Below are 25,174 nucleotides of genomic sequence, written 5' to 3' on the forward strand. Positions count from 1 at the left end.
CGTTCCGGCGGCGGTACGCGGAAGGGCCCGCCCCGGCCGGGCGGGCCCTTCCTCGCGGCTGTCTACGGTCAGGCCGCGGGAGCCGGGTAGGTCGGGTACTCGACCCCGGAGACGTGCTGGACGACGCGGATGACCTGGCACGAGTAGCCGAACTCGTTGTCGTACCAGAGGTAGAGGATCGCGTTGTCGCCGTCGACCTTCGTCGCGCCCGCGTCGACGATCGAGGAGTGGCGCGAGCCGACGAAGTCCATGGAGACGGCGTCGGGCGCGGTGGTGAAGTCGATCTGGCGCTTCAGCGGCGAGTGCAGCGAGACGTCGCGGAGGTAGTCGAGGACCTCTTCGCGGGTCGTCTCACGGCCCAGGCGCAGGCTGAGGATGGCGATCGAGACGTCCGGGACGGGGACGCGGATCGAGCTGCCGGTGATCGGCGCCTTGAGGTCCGGCAGCGCCTTGGCGACGGCCGAGGCGGCACCGGTCTCGGTGATCACCATGTTCAGCGGCGCGGAACGGCCGCGGCGGTCGGCCTTGTGGTAGTTGTCCAGCAGGTTCTGGTCGTTCGTGAACGAGTGGACGGTCTCCACGTGGCCGCGCAGCACGCCGTACTCGTCGTCCATCGCCTTGAGCGGCGGGACGATCGCGTTGGTGGTGCAGGAGGCGCAGGACAGGATCTGCTCGTCCGGCTTGATCGTGTCGTGGTTGACGCCGTGCACGATGTTCGGGACGTCGCCCTTGCCCGGGGCGGTCAGGACGACCTTGTCGATACCGGGGCGCAGGTGCTTGGAGAGACCCTCGCGGTCGCGCCACTTGCCGGTGTTGTCGATGAGGATGGCGTCCTTGATGCCGTACGCCGTGTAGTCGACCTCGGACGGGTCGTTGGCGTAGATCACCTTGATGGTGTTGCCGTTGGCGACGATCGTGCTGCTCGCCTCGTCCACGGTGATGGTGCCCTGGAACTGGCCGTGGATGGAGTCGCGGCGCAGCAGCGAGGCGCGCTTGACGAGGTCCTGCTCACCGCCGCCGCGCACGACGATGGCGCGCAGCCGCAGGCCGTTGCCGGAGCCGGCCTTCTCGATGAGCAGGCGGGCGACGAGGCGGCCGATGCGGCCGAAGCCGTAGAGGACGACGTCGCGACCCGCGCCGCGCTCGATCTTGTTGGCGCCGGTGGCGCCGGCGACGGCTTCGGCGGTGAACGCGTCGACCGACAGGCCACGGTCATCGGCCTTGTACGTGGCGGCGAGCATGCCGATGTCGATCTGGGAAGGACCGAGATCCAGCGCGGAAAGGGCCTGGAGGAAGGGCAGGGTCTCGGTGACCGAGAGCTCCTCGCCGTCGATCTGCCGGGCGAAGCGGTGGGTCTTGAGGATGCTGACCACCGACTTGTTCACCAAGGAGCGGCTGTGCAGGAGGACGGTGACGTCCTGCTCGCGGTGCAGCTTCCCGATGATCGGGATCATCGACTCCGCGATTTCCTCGCGGTTCTTCCAGTGGGTGAACGAGTCGTCGTTGACAGTCACAGGTTTATCTTTCGAGCTAGGCGGCGCTCAGATGCTAACCCACCACCCGTTCGGACCTTCGAACGGGCCCCCCTCAACGAGCAGGGCCTGCGTAGTAGCGGCGGCAGGCCCGGAGCATGCCCTCGGCGGAGAGGGTGAAGACGTCCACGAATTCCCGCTGCTGGGGGGCGACGCGGCCCATCGCCACCACGCAGTCCCCGTCGGCGACGATCCGCGTGATGTGGTGGCGGGCGCCGAGCGCGGGGCGCTCCAGTTCGGCGACGCCGAGCAGGCCCGCGTGCAGGAGGGACCCGTAGCCGTCGAGGTCGCCCGAGTCGAGGTAGTGGTAGGCCAGGCGTACGTGGTCGACTCCGGAGTCGGTGACCACGGGGCTCGGCGGCACCCGCCCGGCGTGCCGACTGTTCATCTGGGAAGTCCTTTCGACCTGCCGCACCCCGTCCGGGTGGCGGCAAGTACACCGTGCGCCGGGTCCGCAACCCGGGGCTATCGCCGCCCTATCACCGCGGCCGCCGGCCCGGCCGCGCGCATCGCGGGCTGCGCGCGACGGGCGGCGGTGCGTGAGCGGTGCCTCACCCTCGGTTTACGATCACGCAATCTCCACACCATGGACAACCGTAGAGGTGTTCGGGGAGACTGACCCTCCCGCTCCACCGTTCCTCTGGCATTTCCCCAGCTGGGAGACTCATGTCCGTTTCGCCCGGCGGCGCTGCCGACACCCCGGATGCGGTGGTTTTCCGGATCCTCGGCCCTTTACAGGTGGCCGGTCGGCTCGGGCCGGTGCGTATACCGCCGGGGCGGCAGGAGGTCATCCTCGCGGCGCTGCTCCTGGAGACGAACCGGGTGGTCAGCACCGACTACCTGGTGGACCTGATCTGGGACGACGAGCCGCCGGACACGGCGCGCACCCAGGTGCAGATCTGCGTGTCCCGGCTTCGCAAACTCTTCTCCAAGGCCGCGATCGCCGCCGCCATCACCACCCGGCCACCCGGGTACGTCCTCAAGACCGAGGGCGACCTGGTGGACTCGGCGGTGTTCGCGCGCCGCGTCGCCGACGCCCGGACCCTCAGCCGCCAGGGGGCCACGGCCGAGGCCGCCGAACTCCTGCGTTCGGCGGGTGAGTTGTGGCAGGGCGACTGCCTGAGCGGGGTGTCGAGCGAGACGCTGCGCAGCAAGGCGCTGCAACTGGACGAGGAACGGCTGACGGCGGCCGAGACCCGGATCGACCTGGAGCTGGCGCTGGGCCGGCACCACCAGCTGGTCGGCGAGATCCAGCTGCTGGTACGGGTGCACCCGCTGCGGGAGCGCCTGCGCGGGCAGTTGATGCTGGCGCTGTTCCGCTCGGGACGCCAGGCTGAGGCCCTGGAGAGCTACCGGGTGGGGCGCGAGCTGCTGGTGGAGGAGCTCGGGCTGGAACCGGGGGCGGAGCTGCGCCGCCTGGAGTCCGCCATCCTGTCCGGGGAGGTCCCCCCGGTCCCGTCGGCGGGGACGGGCGGCGGGTACGGCTCCGCGTCCCCCGGCCGGGACGCGGCCGGCGCCGGTGAGGGCGCGGGCGGCGCCGCACCGGCGGCGGACCGCCCCGGGACGCAGGGCGGCGAGGTGACGCACGGCGGCTCCGGCCCGGCGGACGACCGCTCCGGGGCGGCGGGCGGCGGCTCCGGGGCGGCGGGCGGCGGCTCCGGGGCGGCGGCCGCCGACGGGGAGAGACCCGACGGCCGCGCTTCCGTCCCCGTCGGCAGTGCACCGGCCGCCGGGTCCCCGTACCGCGAGGAAGTCCCGCGCCAGCTCCCGGCCGACACCTCGGACTTCGTGGGCGACGAGGAACAGATCGTCCACATCGAGCAGACCCTGCTCGGCGGGGGCGGCCGCCGCGCGGTCGGCCTGGCCGTCATCGTCGGCAAGCCCGGCACCGGCAAGTCCACACTGGCCACCCACATCGCGCACCGCCTCAGCGACACCGGCTACCCCGACGGGCAGTTGTACTGCGACCTGCGCGGCACCGGCACCCCGGCCACCTCCACCGAGGTGCTCGGCCGGTTCCTGCGCGCGCTCGGCATCCCCGGGCCGGTCATCCCCGATTCGCAGGACGAGCGGGCCGAGATGTACCGGACCCTGCTCGCCTCGCGCCGCGTCCTGGTCGTGCTGGACGACGCCGCGTCCGAGAGCCAGATCCGGCCCCTGCTGCCCGGAAGCAACCGCTGCGCCGTACTCGTCACCAGCCGGGTCCGGCTCACCGGCCTGCCCGGTGCCCACCGCGTCGAGCTCGACGTCATGAGCACCGGGCACGCCATGGAGCTGCTGGCCCGCGTCGTCGGCGCGGACCGCGTGCGGTGCGAAGAGGTGGCTGCCGAGGCACTGGTGCGGACCGTGGGCGGGCTGCCGCTCGCGCTGCGGATCGTGGCGGCGCGGCTGGCGGCGCGCCCGCACTGGACGCTGGCCTCGATGGTGCACCGCCTCGCCAACGAGCGGCACCGCCTGGACGAGCTCACCCACGGCGAGATGACGATGCGCGCCAGCCTCTGCCTGACCCATGACGGGCTGGCCCAGGAAGACCGCCGACTGCTGCGGCTGCTGAGCCTGGCGAAGGGGCCGACTCTGCCCGGCTGGCTGGCCGGGGCCCTGCTCGACGACCGCCGCCCCTTCCCTTCGGACCTGCTGGAACCACTGGTCGACGTACAGATGCTGGACGTCGTCGGCGTCGAGTCCACGGGCGGCTTCCGCTACCGGTTCCACGAGATCATCCGGGTGTTCGCGCGGGAGCAGCTCGCGGCGCACGACGAGCCGGCGACGCAGTCGCAGGCCCTCGCCAGGATGCTGGGCGGGTGGATGTCCTTGGCCGAGCAGGCCCACCGGCGCATCTACGGCGGGGATTTCACCGTCCTGCACGGCAGCGCGCCCCGGTGGGAGCCGCCGGCCGGCTGCGTGGACGAGCTGCTGGTGGATCCGCTGGAGTGGCTCGACAGCGAGCAGGCGAATCTGGTCCAGGCCGTCGAGCACGCCGCCGAACACGAGATGCACGAGCTGTGCTGGGACCTGGCGACGACCCTGACGACCCTGTTCGAGGGGCGCGGCTACTTCGACGAGTGGGAGCGTACGCACCAGCTCGCCCTGGCGGCGGTACGGTCGGCCGGCAACACGCGCGGCACGGCGGCCCTGCTCAGCTCGCTGGGCGTGCTCTACCTCGGCCGCAGTCAGCTGGCGGAGTCCCACACCTCGCTGACCACCGCACTCGAGCTGTTCCGGGAACTCGACGACCGCCAGGGCCTGGCCCTGTGCCACCGCGACCTCGCGCTGCTGGAGCGGATGCGGGGCGACGAGGATTCGGCGCTGACGTTGTACGACCGGGCGCTGCGGGATTTCGACCGAGTCGGCGACGTGGTGGGCCGGGCCATCGTGCTGACGCAGAGCGCGCACATCTGGATGCGGCGAGGACAGACGGCGACCGCCCAGAGCCGGCTGGACGAGGCGCTCGGGATCTACCGCTCGGTGGGCTACACGGGCGGTCAGGCCAGGACCCTGCGCCGGGCGGGGCAGTTGCAGCAGGCCCAGGGTGAACACGAGGGCGCGGTGCGGACCTTCACCGAAGTGCTGGAGCTGTGCCGGGACAGCGGGGACGTGATCGGCGAGGGACATCTGCTGCGTGATCTGGGTGCCGCACACGCCGAAATGGGCCGGGGCGAGGCGGCGCGGGGCTTCTACGCCCAGGCGCTGTCGGTGCGGGAGCAGATCATGGACCAGGGAGGGGCCGCGGTGATCCGGCTGGACCTGGCCCGGCTGCTGGCGGCGAGCGGCGGGGCCGGCGAGCGATCGCGCTCGCGGGAGCTGCTGGAGAGTGCGGTACGGGCCTTCCGCGAGCGGCGGATGCAGCCGGAACTCGCCGAGGCGGAGCGGATGCTGGGCACCCGGGCGGTCGTGGTGCGCGCACCGGCGACGGAGACCGCCGCCGGGGTCTGACGACCGCTTCGGTACGGGGTCAGTCCCACGGGTTGGTCTTACCGGTCGCGGTCGGCGACGGCGTGGCCTGGGGGGCGGTGACTCCGGTCGTGGCAGCGGGGGTGGTGGCGGCGTCGGCCTGGGCGACCTGGGTGCCGAGGGCGGCGGCTCCGGCGATGGCGGCGGTCACCAGGGCGGCGCGGAGGGCGTGGGTGAGGCTCATGTCGGGGTCCTTTCGTCGGTGCGCTCCGGCTGTCCGGGGCGCCTCGTTCTTTCTGGACACCAACGTAGGAACAGCGGGAATCCCCGGACCGGCCCCGCTCCTATCGTCGCGTTATCACGGCCCGCTCGTGCACCGCTCGGATCGTGAGGGAGGGGTGACGGGGGCGATAGCGGAGGCCGCGTGATAGGCGGGGCCGTCGGCATCGGGATGCCTGGGTGATAGCGCGCTGCCGACGATGGGGAACAGGAACCGGGCCGCGTCCGCTCAGGCCCCGCCGTTCCCCCACCGTCTCGCCGGGAGCGCACATGACCACCGCGCAGTTGCACGCATTGCCCCTGACCAGAGCCACCGAGCCGGTGCCGGCGGCACCCGGGGCCATCCCGGTTTCGCCCGGAGCCACCCCGGTGCCGCCCGGAGCCGTCGTGGTGGCGCCCGAGTCCTCGCAGGTGGGCGCGCTGATACGAGCGCACCGGCTGAGGATCGGGCTCACCCAGCGGGAACTGGCCGACCTGTCCACGATCAGCGTGCGGGCCATCCGCGACCTGGAGCAGGGCAAGGCACGACGCCCCCGGCCCGACACGGTGCGGCTGATGGCCGACGCCCTGCGGCTGGGCCCGCGGGCCCGTACGGCGCTGGAGGCCGCGGCCCAGCAGGGACGGGGCGGCGGGCACGGCCTGGCCGAACCGCCGGCCCCGCCGACCGCGCTGCACGCGGTGGTGGGCCGCGAGGCGGAAACGGGCGTACTGACGGATGAGCTGGGCTCCGGGTCGGAGCGGCTGGTGCACGTCGTCGGGCTGACCGGGATGGGCAAGACCCGGCTGGCGCTCGAAGTCGCCGACCGGCTCCACGCCACCGGGATGCCGGTGCTGTGGCACGCCTTCCGGGGCGCGAGCGCCGACCACCTCGGCCCGGACGAAGGCCCGTGGTCGGCGAGGGTGGCGGCGGCGGTCTCGGCACTGTGCTCGACAGCGCCCGACGGGATCGCCGGGATCGCCGGGATCGCCGGCGGCGGGGACGCGATGGCCGGACTTGCCGAACTGCTCGGCGAGCAGCCCGCCCTGCTGGTGCTGGACGGGGCACCGGCCGGGCCACCGCGGTTCGAGCGGCTCACCGGGCTGCTGCGCTCCTGCCCGGGGTTGCGCCTGCTCGTCACCTCCGACCAGCCGTGGCGGATACCGGGCGAGCGGATCTTCCTGCTGTCCCCGCTGGAGGTACCGGCCGAGGGGGCCGTCGACGACACCGCCGTACCGGCTTCCGTGCAGGTCTTCCTGGGGCACCTGCGCCGGGTGCGGCCGGAGTTCGTGCCCGGACCGGCCGACCTGCGGTCCGCGTCGAGGGTGTGCCTCGGCCTCGACGGGCATCCGGGAGCGCTGGCCGCAGCGGCGTCGTGGCTGGTGGTGTGCGACTTGGCCGCCCTGTGCGACAGCCTCGACGCGGACCCCACGGCGTTGCTCGACCACCTCGGCGGAGGCGACGGGGCGGAGGACTTCCGCCGGGCGCTGCGCCTTCGGCTCGACCGGCTGCCCGAGGACGCGTCCGCGCTGCTGGACGCCCTGTGCGGGCGCCCGGCTGTCGAGTTCGAACTCGGCGACATCACCGCGCTGACCGGGCGGAGCCTGCCGGAGTGCGGCCGGATGCTGCGCGAACTGCTGCTGGCCGGTGTGGTCCGGGCGACCCACGAGGGCGGCGGTTCCCGGTTCCGCGTCCTCGGGCTGGTGCGGGCCGTGCGCCGGGGGCGGGCCGTGACTGCCGCCCGGGCGTGAACTGCTTCCGGAGTGCCGGAGCAACTGCCGCCGGGGCCGGTGGGCCGCGGGTTGGATGACGTACAGCCGCAAGGACGGCCGGGGCCCGCGAAGGCAGCCGCCTGGCCCGCCCACCCCTCCCCTCACGCCGCAGAAACGAATCCGAGGAGCCCCCGCATGTCCCCCAACGCGTCCCCCCAGGGCACCGCGCACCGGCCGGCCGCTGTGCGGCTGCCCCTGTCGGCGGCGCAGCGCGACATCTGGATGGCCCACGGCCTCGACCCGTCGGGCTGCCGCTACAACATCGGGGAGTACCGGGAGATCCTGGGCGCCCTCGACCCGGGTCTCTTCGCCCGCTGCTGGTACCGACTGGCTCGTGAGGCCGACGTGTTGCGCATCCGGGGTACGGGGTCGGATGAGGACGGCGGCCTGTGGCAGGAGCTGTGGACGGAACCGGGTGAGCGGGAACTGCAGGTCCTCGACCTCAGCGGCGAGGACGACCCGGCCGCGGCGGCGCGTGCCTGGATGCGGACCGAACTGGCGCGGCCGTTCGACCTGGCGGCCGGCTGGCTGAGCCGGCACGTGCTGATCAGGGCGGGTACGAGCGTGGCGGGCGAGGAGCGGTGGTTCTACTTCCACGCCTTCCACCACCTGGCGATCGACGGCATGGGCGTGGCGCTGCTCGACCAGCGCCTGGTGGAGCTGTACGAGCAGGCGTCGGCGGGGGAACCCTGGGGGCCGGGCCCCTTCGGGACGCTGGCGGACGTACTGGCGGAGGACGAGGCCTACCGGGCCTCTCCCGAGGGAGCACAGGACCGCGCGCACTGGGCGGCCCACCTCGCCGACCTTCCGCCCACCCCCCGCCTCGCGGAGGGACGGACCGGCCGTCCGGCCCCGGGGGAACTGCCCTTCGTCCGGCGGACGGTGGTGCTGGACCCGACGCGGGCGGACCGGTTGAAGGAGGTCGCCCGCGCGCACCGGGCGCCGTGGACGATGCTGATGATCACCCTCGTGGCGGCCTACGTGCACCGGGTCGGCGCGAGCCCCGAGTTGGCACTCGGCCTTCCGGTGACCGGTCGGCGTACCGAACTCGCACGCCGTACCCCGGGCATGCTGTCGAACGTCGTACCGCTGCGGCTCCGGGTCGACGCGGACGCGACGCCGGCCGGGCTGTTGGCGTCGGTGGTCGCCGAGACGCGGCAGGGGCTTCGGCACCAGCGGACGCGGTACGAGGACGTCTGCCGCGACCTCGGTCTGGCGGAGACCGAGCAGCGGATCACGGCGCCGCTGGTCAACATCATGGCGTTCACGCCCGGGATGCGCTTTTGCGGTTTCCCGACCACGCAGCACAACTTGAGCAACGGGCCGGTGGAAGACCTGGCGGTCGGCGTCTACGACCTCGGGCCGGAGGGCGGACTGCGCGTCGACTTCGACGCGGCGCCGGAGGTGTGTGACATCGCGGCGGTGGCGAGCCACCAGGACCGGTTCGTCACGTTCGCGGAGCAGGTGCTCGATCACTTCGAACTCCCGCTGTCAGAGATCGAGTTGATGGGGGAGGGCGAGCGGCGGCAGGTGCTGGAGGAGTGGACGGGCATTCGCCGGGAGATCGGGGAGCGGACGCTGACGGACCGCTTCGAGGAGCAGGCCCGGCTCCGCCCCGGAGCACGGGCGGTGGTCTTCGAAGGGCGGGAACTGTCCTACGGGGAGCTGAACGAACACGCCAACCGGCTCGCCCGGCACCTCACCGAAGCAGGACTGGGCCGCGGTGACCTCGCCGGGATCCTGCTCGACCGCGGCATCGACTTCGCCATCGCCCTCCTCGCCGTCACGAAGACCGGCGCCGGCTACGCACTCCTTGACCCCGAGTTCCCCGACCGGCGCCTGACCGCCACGGCCCGGGACGCCTCGCTCGCCCTCCTGGTCACCGACACCACCCACCAAGGCCGGATCGCCGGCGTCCGGCCGACCGTCCTGCTCGACGCGGAACACGAACTGATCGCGGGCCGCGACCCGGCCGACCTCGGCACCGAACTCTCCGCGGACGACGTGGCCTGCGTGATGTTCACCTCCGGATCCACCGGCAAACCCAAGGGCATCCTCTCCTCACACCGCAACCTGGTCTCCACCCTCACCGCCCAGACCTACGCCACCTTCGGCCCCGACGAAACCTTCCTCCAATGCTCACCCGTCTCCTGGGACGCCTTCAGCCTCGAATTCTGGGGAGCCCTCCTCCACGGCGGAACCACCGTCCTCCAACCAGGACAACGCCCCGAACCCGCCCTCATCGCAGCACTCACCCCCCAGCACGCCGTCACCATGCTCCAACTCTCCTCCAGCCTCTTCAACTACCTCACCGACGAACACCCCGACACCTTCACCACCACCCGCACCGTCTACACCGGAGGCGAACCCGCCTCCCCCACCCACATCCACCGCCTCCACCACACCCACCCCCACCTCACCATCACCAACGGCTACGGCCCCGCCGAATCCATGGGCTTCACCACCACCCACACCATCGAACCCTCCGACGAAGTACGCACCACCGTCTCCATCGGCCGCCCCCTCACCAACAAACACGCCTACGTCCTCGACACCCACCTCAAACCCACCCCACCCGGCACCACCGGCGAGCTCTACCTCACCGGCGACGGCCTCGCCCACGGCTACCTCGCCCAACCCACCACCACCGCACACCGCTTGATCCCCAACCCCTACGGACCCCCCGGCACCCGCCTCTACCGCACCGGCGACCAAGCCCACTGGGACACCCAAGGCAACCTCCACTACACCGGCCGCACCGACACCCAAATCAAAATCCGCGGCTTCCGCATCGAACCCACCGAAATCGAAACCGTCCTCACCACCCACCCCCACCTCACCCAAGCCACCCTGGTCCACGACGTCCACCTGACGGCGTACGTCGTCGCCACTCCCGGCTCCGCCCCGAGCCCGGCTGCTCTGCGCGGCTGGCTGCGCGAGCGGTTGCCCGAGCACATGGTGCCCGCGCAGTTCGCCGTCCTCGACAGGCTCCCGCTCACCCCGAACGGCAAGATCGACAAACGCGCCCTTCCTGCCGTCGACGCGCCGCTCAGCACCTCCGGGCGCCAGCCCCGCACGGAGCTGGAAGAGATCGTCCGCACCCTGATCGGCGAGGTGCTCGGCTCCCCCGCCCCGCTGTCCGTCGACGACGGCTTCTTCGAGCACGGCGGCCACTCGCTCCTCGCCGCCCGCCTCACCAACCGCATCTCCACCACCCTCGGCGTCACCCTCAGCCTCCGCGACGTCTTCCAGCACCCCACCGCCGCCACCCTCGCCCGCCGCATCGCGGACTGCTCCGGCCGGCCGGCGCTCACGCCCCTCACCCGGGCCGCGAGCCGCCCGGAGTTCCTGCCGCTGTCCTTCGCCCAGCAGCGCCTGTGGCTGGTCGCCGGGCTCTCCGGGGGCGGGAGCGCGTACAACGTCCCGATGGCCGTCCGGCTGGAAGGGGAGCTGGACGTCGCCGCACTGCGCGCCGCGTTCGGTGACGTCGTGGCCCGTCACGAGCCGCTGCGGACCCGGTTCGCCACCGTGGACGGCACCCCCTGCCAGCTCGTGGCGTCGGCGGCCGAAGCGCCGTGGTTCGAAGTCAGGAGCGTCACCGCCGAGGCCCTCGACGGCGAGCTGCTCTCGGCGGCCGGGCACTGCTTCGACCTGGCCACCGAACTGCCGCTGCGGATCACGCTGTTGCAGTCCGGTCCGTCCCGGTACACGCTGCTGGTCCTGCTCCACCACATCGCCACCGACGGGCAGTCGCTGCGCCCCCTGTTCGCCGATCTGTCGCTGGCCTACGCCGCCCGGCTCACCGGCGCCGCTCCCGACCTCGCCCCGCTGCCCGTCGACTACGCCGACTACGCCCTGTGGCAGCGTGCGGCGCTCGAAGGGCCACCGCTGGAGGAGCAGCTCGGCTACTGGAGGACGGCCCTGGAAGGTCTGCCCGAGGAGCTGGGGCTGATCCACGACCGGCCGCGTCCACCCCTCGCCGGGCAGCGCGGCGGGGTGGTCCGGCTGGACTTCGGCGCCGAGTTGCACAAGCGGGTGCGGGAGCTGGCCCGGGCCGAGCGCTGCACCCCGTTCATGGTGCTCCAGGCCGCGCTGGCCGCGACGTTGACCCGGTTGGGGGCGGGAACCGACATTCCGCTCGGCACGCCCGTCGCCGGGCGGTCCGACGAGGCCCTGTCCGAGCTGGTCGGCTTCTTCGTCAACACGCTCGTCCTGCGCACCGACACCTCCGGGAACCCCGCTTTCCGGGATCTGCTGGGCCGGGTCCGTACCGCCGACCTGGACGCCTTCGCCCATCAGGACGCCCCGTTCGACCTGGTGCTGGAGGCGGTGAACCCGGCCCGCTCCCTGGCCCGGCATCCGCTGTTCCAGGTCTGTCTGGCCCTGGAGTCCGGCCCCGCGGCCGGACCGGAGCTGGAGGGCGTGCGGGCCGGCGCCGCGGAGCCGCTGGCGACGGGCGCGGTCAAGTTCGACCTGGAGTTCCTGCTGCAGGCGGACGAGGACGCGGGCCTGACCGGGGCGGTGCTGTACAGCTCGGACCTGTACGAGCACGGCACCGTGGAGCGGATCGTCGCGATGCTGCGGCGCACGCTGGAGCAGGTGCTGGCCGCGCCGGAAATGCCCCTCTCCGACATCGAGTTGATGGGGGAGGCCGAGCGGCGGCAGGTGCTGGAGGAGTGGACGGGCATCCGCCGGGAGATCGGGGAGCGGACGCTGACGGACCGCTTCGAGGAGCAGGCCCGGCTCCGCCCCGGAGCACGGGCGGTGGTCTTCGAAGGGCGGGAACTGTCCTACGGGGAGCTGAACGAACACGCCAACCGGCTCGCCCGGCACCTCACCGAAGCAGGACTGGGCCGCGGTGACCTCGCCGGGATCCTGCTCGACCGCGGCATCGACTTCGCCATCGCCCTCCTCGCCGTCACGAAGACCGGCGCCGGCTACGCACTCCTTGACCCCGAGTTCCCCGACCGGCGCCTGACCGCCACGGCCCGGGACGCCTCGCTCGCCCTCCTGGTCACCGACACCACCCACCAAGGCCGGATCGCCGGCGTCCGGCCGACCGTCCTGCTCGACGCGGAACACGAACTGATCGCGGGCCGCGACCCGGCCGACCTCGGCACCGAACTCTCCGCGGACGACGTGGCCTGCGTGATGTTCACCTCCGGATCCACCGGCAAACCCAAGGGCATCCTCTCCTCACACCGCAACCTGGTCTCCACCCTCACCGCCCAGACCTACGCCACCTTCGGCCCCGACGAAACCTTCCTCCAATGCTCACCCGTCTCCTGGGACGCCTTCAGCCTCGAATTCTGGGGAGCCCTCCTCCACGGCGGAACCACCGTCCTCCAACCAGGACAACGCCCCGAACCCGCCCTCATCGCAGCACTCACCCCCCAGCACGCCGTCACCATGCTCCAACTCTCCTCCAGCCTCTTCAACTACCTCACCGACGAACACCCCGACACCTTCACCACCACCCGCACCGTCTACACCGGAGGCGAACCCGCCTCCCCCACCCACATCCACCGCCTCCACCACACCCACCCCCACCTCACCATCACCAACGGCTACGGCCCCGCCGAATCCATGGGCTTCACCACCACCCACACCATCGAACCCTCCGACGAAGTACGCACCACCGTCTCCATCGGCCGCCCCCTCACCAACAAACACGCCTACGTCCTCGACACCCACCTCAAACCCACCCCACCCGGCACCACCGGCGAGCTCTACCTCACCGGCGACGGCCTCGCCCACGGCTACCTCGCCCAACCCACCACCACCGCACACCGCTTCATCCCCAACCCCTACGGACCCCCCGGCACCCGCCTCTACCGCACCGGCGACCAAGCCCACTGGGACACCCAAGGCAACCTCCACTACACCGGCCGCACCGACACCCAAATCAAAATCCGCGGCTTCCGCATCGAACCCACCGAAATCGAAACCGTCCTCACCACCCACCCCCACCTCACCCAAGCCACCCTGTCGACCCACCTCGACCACCACAACACCCCGCAGCTCAGCGCGTACGTGGTGGCCACGGACCCCGGGCTCGCCCCGCAGGACGTGCGCCTGTGGCTGCGCACCCTGCTGCCGGACCACATGGTCCCGGCGTTCGTCGTCCTGCTCGACCGGCTGCCGCTCACACCCAACGGGAAGATCGACAAGCGTGCCCTGCCCGCCCCGCAGGCGGTGTTGAAGGCCGGCGGCCGCACCCCGCGCACCCCGCTGGAACAGCAGGTGCACACGTACTTCACGGACGTGCTGAACACCTCGGCCCCGCTCTCGATCGACGACAGCTTCTTCGACCACGGCGGCCACTCGCTGCTCGCCGCCCGCCTCACCAACCGCATCTCCACCACCCTCGGCGTCACCCTCAGCCTCCGCGACGTCTTCCAGCACCCCACCCCCGCCACCCTCGCCCAGCGCATCGAGACCCTGCGGCAGTCGGCGCCCCGGGCACCCGGGCGGGCCAGGCCGGCGCTGCGCCGCCGCACCACCGACCAGGAACGGAGTTCCTCATGAGCCACGACCAGTACGACGCCACCCCCGCACCCGACGACGTGGTCTGGGACCTGCCGGGCGAGGGCCCCCAGCGCACCTCGCTGCTCGTCCTGCCCCACGCGGGCGGCAACGCCCACGCCTACGCCGAATGGCGCGCGCACCTCCCGGCGGACGTACGGCTGCTCATCGGCCAGTACCCGGGCCGCGGCGCCCGCTTCGCCGAGGACCTGCCCCGCGACATCAGCGACCTGGCCGGCCCCGTCGTCGCCGCCCTGCCCGCCGGGACCACCGACGACCTGGTGGTGCTCGGGCACAGCATGGGCTCGCTGGTGGCGTTCGAGGTCGTACGGGCCCTCCAGGCGTCCGGCCGTACCCCCCGGGCCCTCGTCGCCTCGGCCTGCCGGGCCCCCTACCTGGCCAACCCCTGCGCCGTGTACCCGGAGCGGCTCGACGACGACGAGCTGGTCGCCGCCATCAAGGAGCGCGGCGGCACCGACGACGGCATCCTCGACGAGCCGGAGCTGCGCGAGATCATCCTGCCGTCCATCCGCGCGGACTTCGCCATCGACGACGTCTACCGCTGCGCGGAGTCGGCCGCCCGGGTGGACTGCCCGGTGACGGTGATCGGCGGGGACGCCGACCCGGTCGCGCCGGCCGCCTCGCTCGGCCGCTGGGCGCAGATCACCGACCACGCGTTCGCCTCGTACGTCCTGCCCGGCGGGCACTTCTACTTCCAGCAGCAGCTGCCGGACTTCTTCGCCGTACTGGCCCAGGTGGTCGGCGCGCCCGCCACCGCCGCCGCCTGACACCCGCCCCGCACTTCCCGACTCCGCGCCGTTCTAAGGAACTTCCCATGACCACGTTCGCTGACGCACCCACCACGACCGGCATCGACCCGGTCCGCGAGCCCGGCAAGCCCGTCGTCGTCCACACCCCGGCCGGCGCCGACCTCGCGTCGGCCGTGGCCTGGCTCACCGCCCACCGCGCCGACATCCAGACCGAGTTGCACCGCAGTGGCGCGGTACTCCTGCGGGGACTGCCGGTCGATGACGCGGCGTCCTTCGCCGCGGCCCGTGACGCGCTGATCGAGCGGCGCGCCGGCTACAAGGAGAAGGCCACCCCGCGCACCGACTTCGGCGAGGGCGTCTTCTCCTCCACCGACCTGCCGGCCGTGCAGCCGATCCGGCTGCACAACGAGAACAGCTACACCCTGGACTTCCCGGGCGTGCTCCTCTTCGGCTGCGTGACCGCCCCCGAGGAGGGCGGCGCGACCACCGTCGGCGACATGCGCGAGGCCCTGCGCCTGCTGCCGCCGGAGCTGGTGGAGCGCTTCGCGCGGGCCGGCTGGCTGCTCGTGCGCAACTACTCGGAACTGGCCGGCCTGCCCTGGTACAAGACCTTCGCGACGCAGGACAAGGCCGTCGCCGAGGCGTACTGCGAGGAGAACACGGTCGGCTACGAGTGGGTCGACGAGGACGACTCGATGATCACCCGCCAGCGTCGCTCCGCGATCGTCACGCACCCGGTGACGGGCGAGAAGACCTGGTTCAACCACTTCGCCTTCTGGAACAGCCGCACCCTGGACCCGGACATCCGCGAGGTGCTCGTGGAGACGTACGGGGAGGACGGCCTGCCGTTCAACACCTACCTGGGGGACGGCTCCCGGCTGACCGACGCCGAGGTCGACGCGATCAACGCCGTCTACGACCGGGTCACCGTACGGGAGACCTGGCAGCAGGGCGACCTGATGATCGTGGACAACATCCTGTGCGCGCACGGCCGTGAGGCGTACAAGGGCGACCGGAAGATCCTCGTCGCGATGGGCGAGCCGGTCGCGCTGGCCGAGTGCTCCCCCGAGACCCAGCCGTCCACCACCGTTTTCGCCGGGGAGTGACCACCATGACCGCCGTACTTCCCGAGCGTCCCCGTACCGACGAGGGCGCGGACGCCCCCACCGACCTGCTGGCCCGCCTCGCGCTGGCGCCCGCCGCACGCACCGCCGTCGTGGCCGGGGACCGTGAGCTGACCTTCGCCGCACTGCGCGCGGAGGCGATGCGCATCGCGGGGCGGCTCGCCGCCCGCGGCATCGGGCCGGAGAGCGTGGTCGCGCTGTGCCTGCCCCGCGGTGCCTCGCTGGTGGCCGCCCTGATCGGCACCCTGACCGCGGGGGCCGCCTACCTGCCCGTCGACCCGAAGCTGCCCGCCGAGCGGCGCCGCTACCTGGTGGAGGACTCGGGCGCCGACCTGGTGGTCGTGGCCGGCGCCGGGGACGAACCGCCGGCACCCGGCGTGGCGGCCGTCGCGGTGGCCGAACTGACCGCGCCCGACGGGGAGGAGGCCGCCTACGCCCCCGTGCCGGTGAGCGGCGACACCCTGGCGTACGTCATCTACACCTCCGGCTCCACGGGCCGGCCCAAGGGCGTCGAGATCGGCCGGGCGGCCGCCTCCGCGCTGCTGGCCGAGCTGGAGGGTGCGGGCATCGCCGTCACCGAGGGCGGCCGGGTCGGCTGGAACGCCTCGCCGTCGTTCGACGCCTCCGTGCAGCAGTGGGTCCGGCTGTGCCGGGGTGACACCCTGGTGATGATCGACGACGAGACCCGCGCGGACCCGGCGCTGCTGGCCGCACTGGTCGACGAGCAGGCGCTGACCGATCTGGACATCACGCCCTCGCACGCCGACCCGCTGCTGGACCTGCTCACTGCCGACGGCGGTCCGCGCCCGCTGACGCTGCTGGTCGGCGGAGAGGCGATCGGCCCCGCACTGTGGCGGCGTCTGGGCGAGCGGTGCGCGCAGGGGGTGCTGCGTACCGTCAACCTGTACGGGCCCACCGAGTGCACCGTCGATTCCACGGCGGGCTGGGTGGACCCGGCCGACGCCCCGCACATCGGGAGCGGGCTGCCGGGCCTGCGGATGCGGGTGCTGGACGAGAAGCTGAACCCGGTGGCGGAGGGTGACAGCGGCGAGCTGTACCTGGCGGGCCCGCGCGTGGGCCGCGGCTACCGGCGCCGCCCGGGGCTCACGGCGGAGCGGTTCGTGGCGGACTCCGGGGAGGCGGCCGCGTACGGCGGCCGGATGTACCGCACAGGTGACCTCGTACGGCTCCTGCCGGGCGGCCGGCTGGCCTGTCTGGGCCGGGCCGACGGGCAGGTCAAGCTCCGCGGTCACCGGATCGAACTCCCGGAGATCGAAGCGGCGTTGACCGCGATGCCGGAGGTCGCCGAAGCGGCCGTGGTGCTGCGGGACGACGTCCACGGGGCGCCCGGTCTGGTCGCCTACCACCGCGGCTCCGTCAGCGGGTCCGCGCTGCGCGACCGGCTGTCCACCACGCTTCCGGCCTACATGGTCCCGGCGGCCTTCGTCGCCCTGGACCGCTTCCCCACCACCACCAACGGCAAGCTGGACCGGTCCGCGCTGCCCGCCCCCGGCCCGGCCCCGGTGGGAGGGCCCGCCGCGGCGGCCGACGGGATGACGCGCTCGCAGGAGCTGATCGCCGGAGTGTGGGCGAGCGTCCTGGGCGCCCCGCACATCGGACCGGACGACAACTTCTTCAAGCTGGGCGGCCATTCCCTGCTCGCGATCAAGCTGGTGTCGCGGGTCCGGGCCGAACTGCGGGTGGCGCTCCCGGTGAAGGCCGTGTACGCCAACCCGCGGCTGCGGGACCTTGCCGCACACATCGACACCCTCGTGGGGGCGACCGCCGCGGCGGCCGCCGAGCGCCAGGACGGATGAGGACATGACCGTGATCCCGTTGTCGTTCGCCCAGCGGCGGCTGTGGTTCCTGGGCCGGCTGCACGGCCCGTCCGCCGCCTACAACGCCCCCGTCGTCCTGCGCCTCGACGCGGAACCCGACGCCGTCGCCCTCGGGGCGGCCCTCGCCGACGTGGTGGAGCGTCACGAGGTGCTGCGCACCGTCCTGCCCGCGGGCGCGGACGCGGAGCCCTGCCAGCGGGTGCTGGACGCGGCCACCGTACCGGGGCTCGCGGCGGTACGGTGCGCGGCGGCCGAACGGGATACGGCCGTGGCCGCGTTCGTCCGCGAGACGATCGACATCACCGCCGAACCGCCGCTCCGGGCGCGGCTGTGCACCTCCGGTGACGGGAACCCGGTCCTGGCCCTGCTGATCCACCACGTGGCAACCGACGGGCTGTCCGTGCGTCCGCTGCTGCGCGACCTGGCCCGGGCGTACGAGGCCCGGCTCGCCGGGCGGGCACCGGGCTGGGAGCCGCTGCCCGTGCAGTACACGGACTACAGCCTCTGGCAGCACGAGCTGCTCGGGGACCCCGCCGACCCGGACAGCCTGGCCCGGGAGCAGCTGGACCACTGGCGGGCCGCCCTCGACGGCGCTCCGGCGGTGATCGACCTGCCCGCCGACCGGCCGCGGCCCGTCGAGCCGTCCGGCCGGGGCGCCCTGGTGCGCGGGCGGCTCGACGCGGCGGCGCACGGCGGGCTGCTCGCCCTGGCGCGCGGGCAGCGGGCGAGCCTGACCATGGTGGCCCGGGCGGCACTGGCGGCCGCGCTGTCCGCCTGCGGAGCGGGTGAGGACGTGGTGATCGGCGCGCCCGTGGCGGGGCGCCCGGACGAGGACCTGTACGACCTGGTCGGCTTCTTCGTCAACTCCCTCGCCCTGCGCACCGATCTGTCGGGGGATCCGAGCGTCGGGGAGCTGGTCGGGCGGGTCCGGGACGCGGACCTGGCGGCGTTCGAGCACCAGGAGCTGCCCTTCGACCTGCTGGTGGAGCACCTGGCCCCCGAACGGGCGCTGGGGCACCACCCGTTCTTCCAGGTGATGCTGACCGTGGAGGCGGGCGGCGAGGCGTCCGCGGAGGTGGCGCTGGGCGGCGGTGTCGGCGCCCGGCTCACGGACGTCGGCCTGGACTCCGCGAAGTTCGACCTCACCTGGTACTGCGCCGAGCGGCACACGGCGGACGGGCGGCCGGACGGTCTCGACGTCTCGCTGCAGTACGCCTGCGACCTCTTCGACGGGGCCACGGCCCGGCTGCTGCTGGAGGTCTACGTACGGACCCTGGAGGTCTTCGCCGCCGACCCGCTGCACCGTCCGGGCGGGGCGGCCCTGCTGGGGGCCGAGGAGTCCGCGGCCCTGGCCCGGCGGCCCGCGCGGACGGCCGTCGTGTCCCGCCCGCAGAGCGGCGCTCCCGGGCCGGCGCGGCGGGACGTCCTGTCCCCCCGCGAGGAGATCCTGTGCGGGCTGTTCGCGGAGGTACTGGGCCGGGAGGAGCTGGCCGCCGACGCCAACTTCTTCCGCAACGGCGGGCATTCGCTGCTCGCGGGCAAACTGGTCAACCGGATCCGGGGCGCGCTCGGCCTGGAACTCGGCATCCGCGACCTGTTCCTCGCCCCCACCCCGTCCGCCCTGCACGGGCGCCTGGCCGAGCGGGGTGCGGTGGCCGCGGCCCGGCCCGCACTGACCCCCGCCGCGCACCGGCCGGAGCGGATCCCGCTGTCCGCCGCGCAGCGCGCGCTGTGGCTGGTCGGCCGGATCGAGGGCCCCTCGGCCACGTACAACGCCCCGCTGGTGCTGCGCCTGGACGGCGTGCCCGGGCGGCAGGCACTCTCGGCCGCGCTGGCCGACGTCGTGGAGCGGCACGAGGTGCTGCGCACCGTCTACGGGGCCGAAGGCGGGGAACCGTACCAGCGGGTCCTGGACACCCCGGCGGAGCTGCTGGAGAGCGTGGGGTGCACCCCGGACGACCTGGAGGAGCGGGTGGCCCGGTTCGGCCGGGAAACCTTCGACCTGGCGGTCCGGCCACCGCTGCGCGTACGGCTCTTCCTGCCGGGCGACGGCACCAGCGTGCTGGTCCTGCTCGTCCACCACATCGCCACCGACGGCTGGTCCCTGGCCCCCCTGCTGCGGGATCTGGGCGAAGCCTACGGGGCCCGGTGCGCGGGCCGGTCACCCGGGTGGCGCCCGCTGCCGGTGCAGTACGCCGACTACGCGCTCTGGCAGGCGGAGCTGCTGGCCGACCCGGCCGCGCTGCTGGACCACTGGAAGACGGCCCTGGACGGGATGGCCGCCCGCACCCCGCTGCCGGCCGACCGGCCGCGCCCCGCCGAACCCTCGGGCCGTGGCGCCACCCTGACGGCCCGGCTCGACGCGCAGGCCCACCGCGGGCTGGCGGCGCTGGCCCGCACCCGGCGGGCCAGCCTGTTCATGGTGGCCCGCTCCGCCCTGGCCGCGGCCCTGTCCGCCACCGGCGCGGGCCCGGACGTGGCGATCGGCACACCCGTGGCCGGCCGCGCGGACCAGGACCTGCACGAGCTGGTCGGCTGCTTCGTCAACTCCCTGGTCCTGCGCGCCGATCTGTCGGGTAACCCGGCGGTCGGTGAACTGGTCGAGCGGGTCCGGGACGCGGACCTCGCGGCCTTCGACCACCAGGACCTGCCGTTCGGCCTGCTGGTGGAGCACCTGTCGGAGGAAGGCGGCCGCACCCTGGGCGAGCACCCCTTCTTCCAGGTGATGCTGACCGTGCAGGAGTCGGCGCAGGACGCGGTGCGGCTGGGCCCGCTCACCGGGCGCGCCACCAGCACCGACCTCGGCGCCGCGAAGTTCGACCTCTCCTTCCACTGCGCCGGACGCCGGTCGGCGGACGGCGGCCCGGACGGGCTCGACGTGTACGTCCAGTACGCGCAGGACCTGTTCGACGAGCCCACCGCGCGGTTGCTGCTGGAGGTGTTCGTGAGGGCGCTCGGCGCCTTCGCCGTCTCGGCTGACGCCCGGCTGGGCGAACTGGAGCTGCTCACGCAGGCGGAGCGGCAGTCGATCGCCGAGCGACGGGCCCGGCTCGCGGCCGCCCCGGCAGCCCCGGCCCCCGCGGCGGCGCACGGTACGGCGGCCCCCTCCCCGCGCGCGGAGATCTTGTGCGGCCTCTTCGCGGAGGTGCTCGGCCGGGACCGGGTCGGCCCGGAGGAGAACTTCTTCAAGGCCGGCGGGCACTCCCTGCTCGCCAGCAAGCTCGTGAACCGCATCCGGTCCGTACTGGGCGTCGAGGCGGGGATCAGGGACCTGTTCCTGGCCCCGACGCCGGCCGCCCTGCACCGCCGCCTGGGGTCCGCGTCGGGGACCTCGCGGCCCGCGCCCGCTCCCGTACCGCCGGAGCGGCGCCCCGAGCGGATCCCGCTGTCGTACGCGCAGCGCCGGCTGTGGTTCACCGACCAGCTGGAAGGGCCCTCGCCCACCTACAACATCGCGCTGGTCCGGCGGCTGGACCGGCCGCTCGACCCGGCGGCGCTGGCCGGGGCGCTGGCCGACGTGGCCGCCCGGCACGAGGTGCTGCGCACCGTGTACGGGACCGGGGGCGGGGAGCCGTACCAGAAGGTGCTGGTGGGCGCCCGCCCGCAGTTGGAGCTGGGCCGCCCCGCGGACGTGCCGGCAGCGGTGGACGAGGCGGCCGCGTACGTCTTCGACCTGACCCGCGAACTCCCCTTCCGGGCCTGGCTCTTCCTGCCCGAGGGGGACGGCCCGCAGACGCTGGTCCTGCTGCTGCACCACATCGCGGCGGACGGCTGGTCGACGGGGCCGTTGCTCGCGGACCTGGCCGCGGCCTACGAGGCGCGGCTGGCCGGGGGCGCGCCCCGCTGGGAACCGTTGCCGGTCCAGTACGCCGACTACGCGCTGTGGCAGCGCGAGCTGCCCACGGCGGGTGAGTTCGACTACTGGGAGCGGGCGCTGGCGGGGCTGGCGCCGCTGATCGACCTGCCCACGGAGCGGGAGCGGCCGGCCGAGCCTTCGGGCCGGGGTGCCGTCACCGGTTTCGCGGTGACCCCGGACACGCACCGGCGGCTGGTGCGGGTCGCGCACGCGCACGGCGCCACCCTGTTCATGGTGGTGCAGGCGGCGCTCGCCGCCGCGCTGACCCGGCTCGGCGCGGGGACCGACCTCGCGGTGGGCACGGCGGTCGCGGGGCGGTCCGACGAGGCGCTGTCGGGGCTGGTCGGCTTCTTCGTGAACACGCTGGTGCTGCGCACCGACACCTCCGGGGACCCGGCCTTCGGCGAGCTGCTGGGCCGGGTGCGGGACGCGGACCTGGCCGCCTACGAACACCAGGACCTGCCCTTCGACCGGCTGGTGGAGCACCTCAACCCGCACCGGTCGGCCGCCCACGAGGCGCTGGTGCAGGTCATGCTCCAGGTCGGCCCGGCGGGCGCGGTCCCGTCCTGTGCAGCCGGTCCGCTGGCGGGCGAGGAACTCGGCTACCGGGCCGGATCGGCCAAGTCGGACCTCACCTTCGCCCTGACGGAGAACGCGGACGGCGGGATGTCCGGGGTGCTGGAGTACGCGACCGACCTGTACGGACCCTCGGGCGCCCGGCGCCTGACCGACCTCTTGGTGGCGGCGCTGGACCTGTTCGCGGCGGACCCGTCGCTGCGCGTCGGGGACCTCCCCGCGCCTGCCGACAGGCGGCCGGCCGAGCGGCCCCTGATCGGCGGCTACCGCATCGACCTGGGGTACATCGCCTCGGTGCTCGCGGAGCACCCGGCCGTGTCCCGGGCGCGGGCCGAGGCGGTGGACGGCCGGCTGGTCGCACACGCCGAGGGGACGGTCACCGAGGCGGAACTCCAGGCCTGGGCGGCGGAGCGGCTGCCGGAGTACGCGGTGCCTTCGGCGGTCCACCTCCCCGCGGCCGCGCCGCAGCCGCAGACCCCGGCGGACGAGGGCCTCACGACCGCCCTGCTGAGGCTGTTCGCGGAGGTCCTGGAGAACGGCCGCGTCACCCCGGACGCCAACTTCTTCAAGTCGGGCGGGCATTCGCTGCTCGCGGTCCGGCTGGTCAACCGGGTACGGGCGGAGCTGGGCCGGGAGCTCACCATCCGGGAGGTCTTCCGCCACCCGACCCCGGCGAAACTGGCGGCCCTGCTGGCGGCAGCCGCCCCGGCCGCCGCCCCCGCCCCGGCCCTGCGCCGCCGCACCCAGTCGGGGGCACGCGTCCGCTGAGACGGTCCGCCGGGCCCGGCGCCCGTGGTGCCGGGCCCGGCGGCCGTCACGAACGTTCACACCGGCCGGAACACCCGCAAACAGTGCCGAATGTTCACGCGATGGAGGGAACCGGCACATCCAACACCTTCGCCGTACCCCGGGGCCCACTAGCGTGGCGCATGTACACACCACCGATGACCGGCCCCCGGCGCCCACCCGGGCGGGCATCGCGAGCTGCCCGAGGGACCCCGGTTGACGGATCGCAGGACGGCACGACAGCGCGGCGGCTCCAGGTGGCCCCGTACCCGGTACCGGTTCGACACCGTCATGGCCCGCGGGACGTCGGTCCTGATCGGCTGGCTCACGCTGGTCTGCCTGGCCATCGTCGTCCCCGCCAGTGCCGCTCTGGTCTGGGCCGACCCCGGGGCCCCCCGCAGCTGGCCCGGGCGGCTCGTCGCGGTCTGGGTCAGCGTCGGTCAGACCTTGAAGATCGGGGGCGCCGTCGGCAGCCCGCTGTACGTGGTGTTCTCGGTCGTACTGGCCCTCGTCGCCCTGCTGTTCGTCTCCACCCTGGTCAGCCTGATCACCACCGGCCTCAACGACAAGGTCCTGGCCCTGCGGCGCGGCCGTTCGACCGTGCTGGAACAGGGGCATTCGGTACTGCTCGGCTGGTCGGAGCAGGTCTTCCCCATCGTCTCCGAACTGGTGGCCGCCAACTCCAATCAGCGCCGGGCCGTCGTGGCCGTCCTCGGTCCGAAGGACAAGACGGAGATGGAAGACGAGATCGCCACCGCGACCGGCCGGCTCGGCCGCACCCGCCTGATCTGCCGGACCGGGGTGACCACCGACCCCGCGGTGATCGCCCTCGTCAGCCCGCACACCGCACGCTCCGTCCTGGTCCTCACCCACGACGGGCAGGACGGCGACGCGCACGTGGTCAAGACGCTGCTCTCCTTGGAGGCGGCCGTGCGCGGGCGGGGCCGCCCCACGGTCGTGGCCGCGGTCCGCGACGGCCGCCACCACCGCGCCGCGCAGCTGGCCGCCGGACGCCACGGGCGGGTGCTGAACATCGAGGAGGTCACCGCCCGCCTGATCGCGCAGACGTCCCGGCAGCCCGGGCTCTCCCTCGTCCACCAGGAACTGCTGGACTTCGCCGGGGACGAGTTCTACACGGTCGGCGAACCGGCCCTCGCCGGCCTCACCTTCGGCGAGCTGCTCCTCGCGTACGCCACGTCGAGCGTCGTCGGCATCCTGCGGGCCGGCGGCGACGTCGAACTCAATCCCGCCCCCGGCTCCGTACTGGCCCGCGAGGACCGCATCATCGTCATCACGAGGGACGACGACACCGCGGTACCGGTGGAGCGGCCGCTCGCCGTCGACGAGGACGCGATCGTGCTGCCCGCTGCGGTGACCACCCCACCCGAACGCATCCTGCTGCTGGGCTGGAACCGGCGGGCCCCGCTGATCCTGGACCAGCTGGACCTGGGCGTGCCGCCGGGCACGGCGCTGACGGTCGTCGCACAGGGCGGCGAAGCGCTGCGGGAGGCCGGCCGCAGGGGCCGTTCGGCGCGCCGGATGCGGGTCCGGGTGCACGACGGGGACACCACCGACCCGCGGGTGCTGGAGCACCTGGACGTCCTGTCGTTCGACCGGGTGATCGTCCTCGGGTACGACGCCACGGACCGGACGGGCGGTGCGCTCGCGGGGGACGACCGGACGCTGGTGACGCTGCTGCACCTGCGGGCTCTGGAGGAGGCCTCGGGCCGCGAGCTGGCCGTGGTCACGGAGATGACGGACGACCGCAACCGGCTGCTCGCCCCGGCCCGGGCGGGGGCCGACTTCATCGTCGGCGGCCGGCTCGTCAGTCTGCTGATGACGCAGATCGCCGAGAACCGCCACCTCGCCGAGGTCTTCGCGCTCCTGTTCGCGGCCGACGGCCCCGGCCTGCACCTGGCCCCCGCCGCGCACTTCGTGCGACTGGGGCGCCCCGTCCCCTTCGCCACGGTGGTGGAGTCCGGGCGGCGGCGGGGCCTTTGCGTCATCGGGTACCGGCTCCACGGGGACGGCGCGGTCGGCCCTTCCTACGGTGTACGGCTCAACCCCGACAAGCGGGACGCCGTGCGCTTCGGGGCCGAGGACTCGGTCATCGTGCTGGCACCTGAATCCGTACACCGCGCCGCCGTGCCGGGTCCGGCACGGCCCGGTGAGCGGTCCTCCGCCCCGGCCGGACCCGCGAACCCCTGACGGCCGGCGGGCGGGCGGGCGCCCGGGCGGCGGCAGTTGC

General features: G+C 73.5%; 11 protein-coding genes. 8 read left to right on the plus strand and 3 right to left on the minus strand.

Annotation, left to right across the window (positions count from 1 at the left end):
• Positions 1-68: 68 nt before the first annotated feature.
• Complete coding sequence (locus tag OG861_RS04530; RefSeq protein WP_329200268.1) at positions 69-1,514, minus strand: glyceraldehyde-3-phosphate dehydrogenase; 1,446 nt, start codon at positions 1,512-1,514, stop codon at positions 69-71.
• Between the two features lie 73 nt (positions 1,515-1,587).
• On the minus strand, positions 1,588-1,920 hold the full coding sequence (locus OG861_RS04535; protein WP_329200266.1) for a nuclear transport factor 2 family protein: 333 nt from the start codon (positions 1,918-1,920) through the stop codon (positions 1,588-1,590).
• 371 nt (positions 1,921-2,291) lie between these two features.
• Here OG861_RS04535 and OG861_RS04540 point away from each other — a divergent pair, with 371 nt between their 5' ends.
• Positions 2,292-5,465, plus strand: a complete 3,174-nt coding sequence (locus tag OG861_RS04540) for an AfsR/SARP family transcriptional regulator (protein WP_330261285.1) — start codon at positions 2,292-2,294, stop codon at positions 5,463-5,465.
• A 19-nt stretch (positions 5,466-5,484) separates the two neighbouring features.
• On the opposite strand, the gene OG861_RS04545 is transcribed toward OG861_RS04540, so the two are convergent.
• Positions 5,485-5,667: a hypothetical protein gene (locus OG861_RS04545; RefSeq protein WP_329200262.1), complete on the minus strand. Its 183-nt coding sequence runs from the start codon at positions 5,665-5,667 to the stop codon at positions 5,485-5,487.
• Positions 5,668-5,972: 305 nt separating this feature from the next.
• Between OG861_RS04545 and OG861_RS04550 the strand changes: the two genes are divergently transcribed.
• From OG861_RS04550 to OG861_RS04580, 7 genes are all read left to right on the plus strand, one after another.
• Positions 5,973-7,430: a helix-turn-helix domain-containing protein gene (locus tag OG861_RS04550; RefSeq protein WP_330261286.1), complete on the plus strand. Its 1,458-nt coding sequence runs from the start codon at positions 5,973-5,975 to the stop codon at positions 7,428-7,430.
• A 156-nt stretch (positions 7,431-7,586) separates the two neighbouring features.
• A complete protein-coding gene (locus OG861_RS04555; protein ID WP_330261287.1) occupies positions 7,587-13,979 on the plus strand; it encodes an amino acid adenylation domain-containing protein in 6,393 nt (2,130 codons plus the stop codon).
• Positions 13,976-14,764 (plus strand): thioesterase II family protein, encoded by a 789-nt coding sequence (locus tag OG861_RS04560; RefSeq protein ID WP_329200258.1) that lies wholly within the window; start codon positions 13,976-13,978, stop codon positions 14,762-14,764. Before OG861_RS04555 ends, OG861_RS04560 begins: the two co-directional genes overlap by 4 nt.
• Positions 14,765-14,811: 47 nt before the next feature.
• Positions 14,812-15,852, plus strand: a complete 1,041-nt coding sequence (locus OG861_RS04565; RefSeq protein WP_330261288.1) for a TauD/TfdA family dioxygenase — start codon at positions 14,812-14,814, stop codon at positions 15,850-15,852.
• 5 nt (positions 15,853-15,857) lie between these two features.
• The gene (locus OG861_RS04570; protein ID WP_330261289.1) at positions 15,858-17,687 is read left to right on the plus strand and encodes a non-ribosomal peptide synthetase; all 1,830 of its coding nucleotides are present in this window, start codon (positions 15,858-15,860) and stop codon (positions 17,685-17,687) included.
• Positions 17,688-17,697: 10 nt separating this feature from the next.
• Positions 17,698-22,908: a condensation domain-containing protein gene (locus OG861_RS04575; RefSeq protein ID WP_443064476.1), complete on the plus strand. Its 5,211-nt coding sequence runs from the start codon at positions 17,698-17,700 to the stop codon at positions 22,906-22,908.
• A 309-nt stretch (positions 22,909-23,217) separates the two neighbouring features.
• A complete protein-coding gene (locus OG861_RS04580; RefSeq protein WP_329200252.1) occupies positions 23,218-25,134 on the plus strand; it encodes a CASTOR/POLLUX-related putative ion channel in 1,917 nt (638 codons plus the stop codon).
• The last annotated feature ends 40 nt before the right edge of the window (positions 25,135-25,174 follow it).

Origin of the sequence: Streptomyces sp. NBC_00539, assembly GCF_036346105.1 — a bacterium.
Classification (GTDB): Bacteria; Actinomycetota; Actinomycetes; order Streptomycetales; family Streptomycetaceae; genus Streptomyces.

Excerpts from the sequence above, each read along its gene's own strand:
- OG861_RS04535 (WP_329200266.1), bottom strand. The coding sequence starts at position 1,920 with ATGAACAGTCGGCACGCCGGGCGGGTGCCGCCGAGCCCCGTGGTCACC.
- OG861_RS04545 (WP_329200262.1), bottom strand. The coding sequence starts at position 5,667 with ATGAGCCTCACCCACGCCCTCCGCGCCGCCCTGGTGACCGCCGCCATC.
- OG861_RS04550 (WP_330261286.1), top strand. The coding sequence starts at position 5,973 with ATGACCACCGCGCAGTTGCACGCATTGCCCCTGACCAGAGCCACCGAG.
- OG861_RS04555 (WP_330261287.1), top strand. The coding sequence starts at position 7,587 with ATGTCCCCCAACGCGTCCCCCCAGGGCACCGCGCACCGGCCGGCCGCT.
- OG861_RS04560 (WP_329200258.1), top strand. The coding sequence starts at position 13,976 with ATGAGCCACGACCAGTACGACGCCACCCCCGCACCCGACGACGTGGTC.
- OG861_RS04565 (WP_330261288.1), top strand. The coding sequence starts at position 14,812 with ATGACCACGTTCGCTGACGCACCCACCACGACCGGCATCGACCCGGTC.
- OG861_RS04570 (WP_330261289.1), top strand. The coding sequence starts at position 15,858 with ATGACCGCCGTACTTCCCGAGCGTCCCCGTACCGACGAGGGCGCGGAC.
- OG861_RS04580 (WP_329200252.1), top strand. The coding sequence starts at position 23,218 with ATGGCCCGCGGGACGTCGGTCCTGATCGGCTGGCTCACGCTGGTCTGC.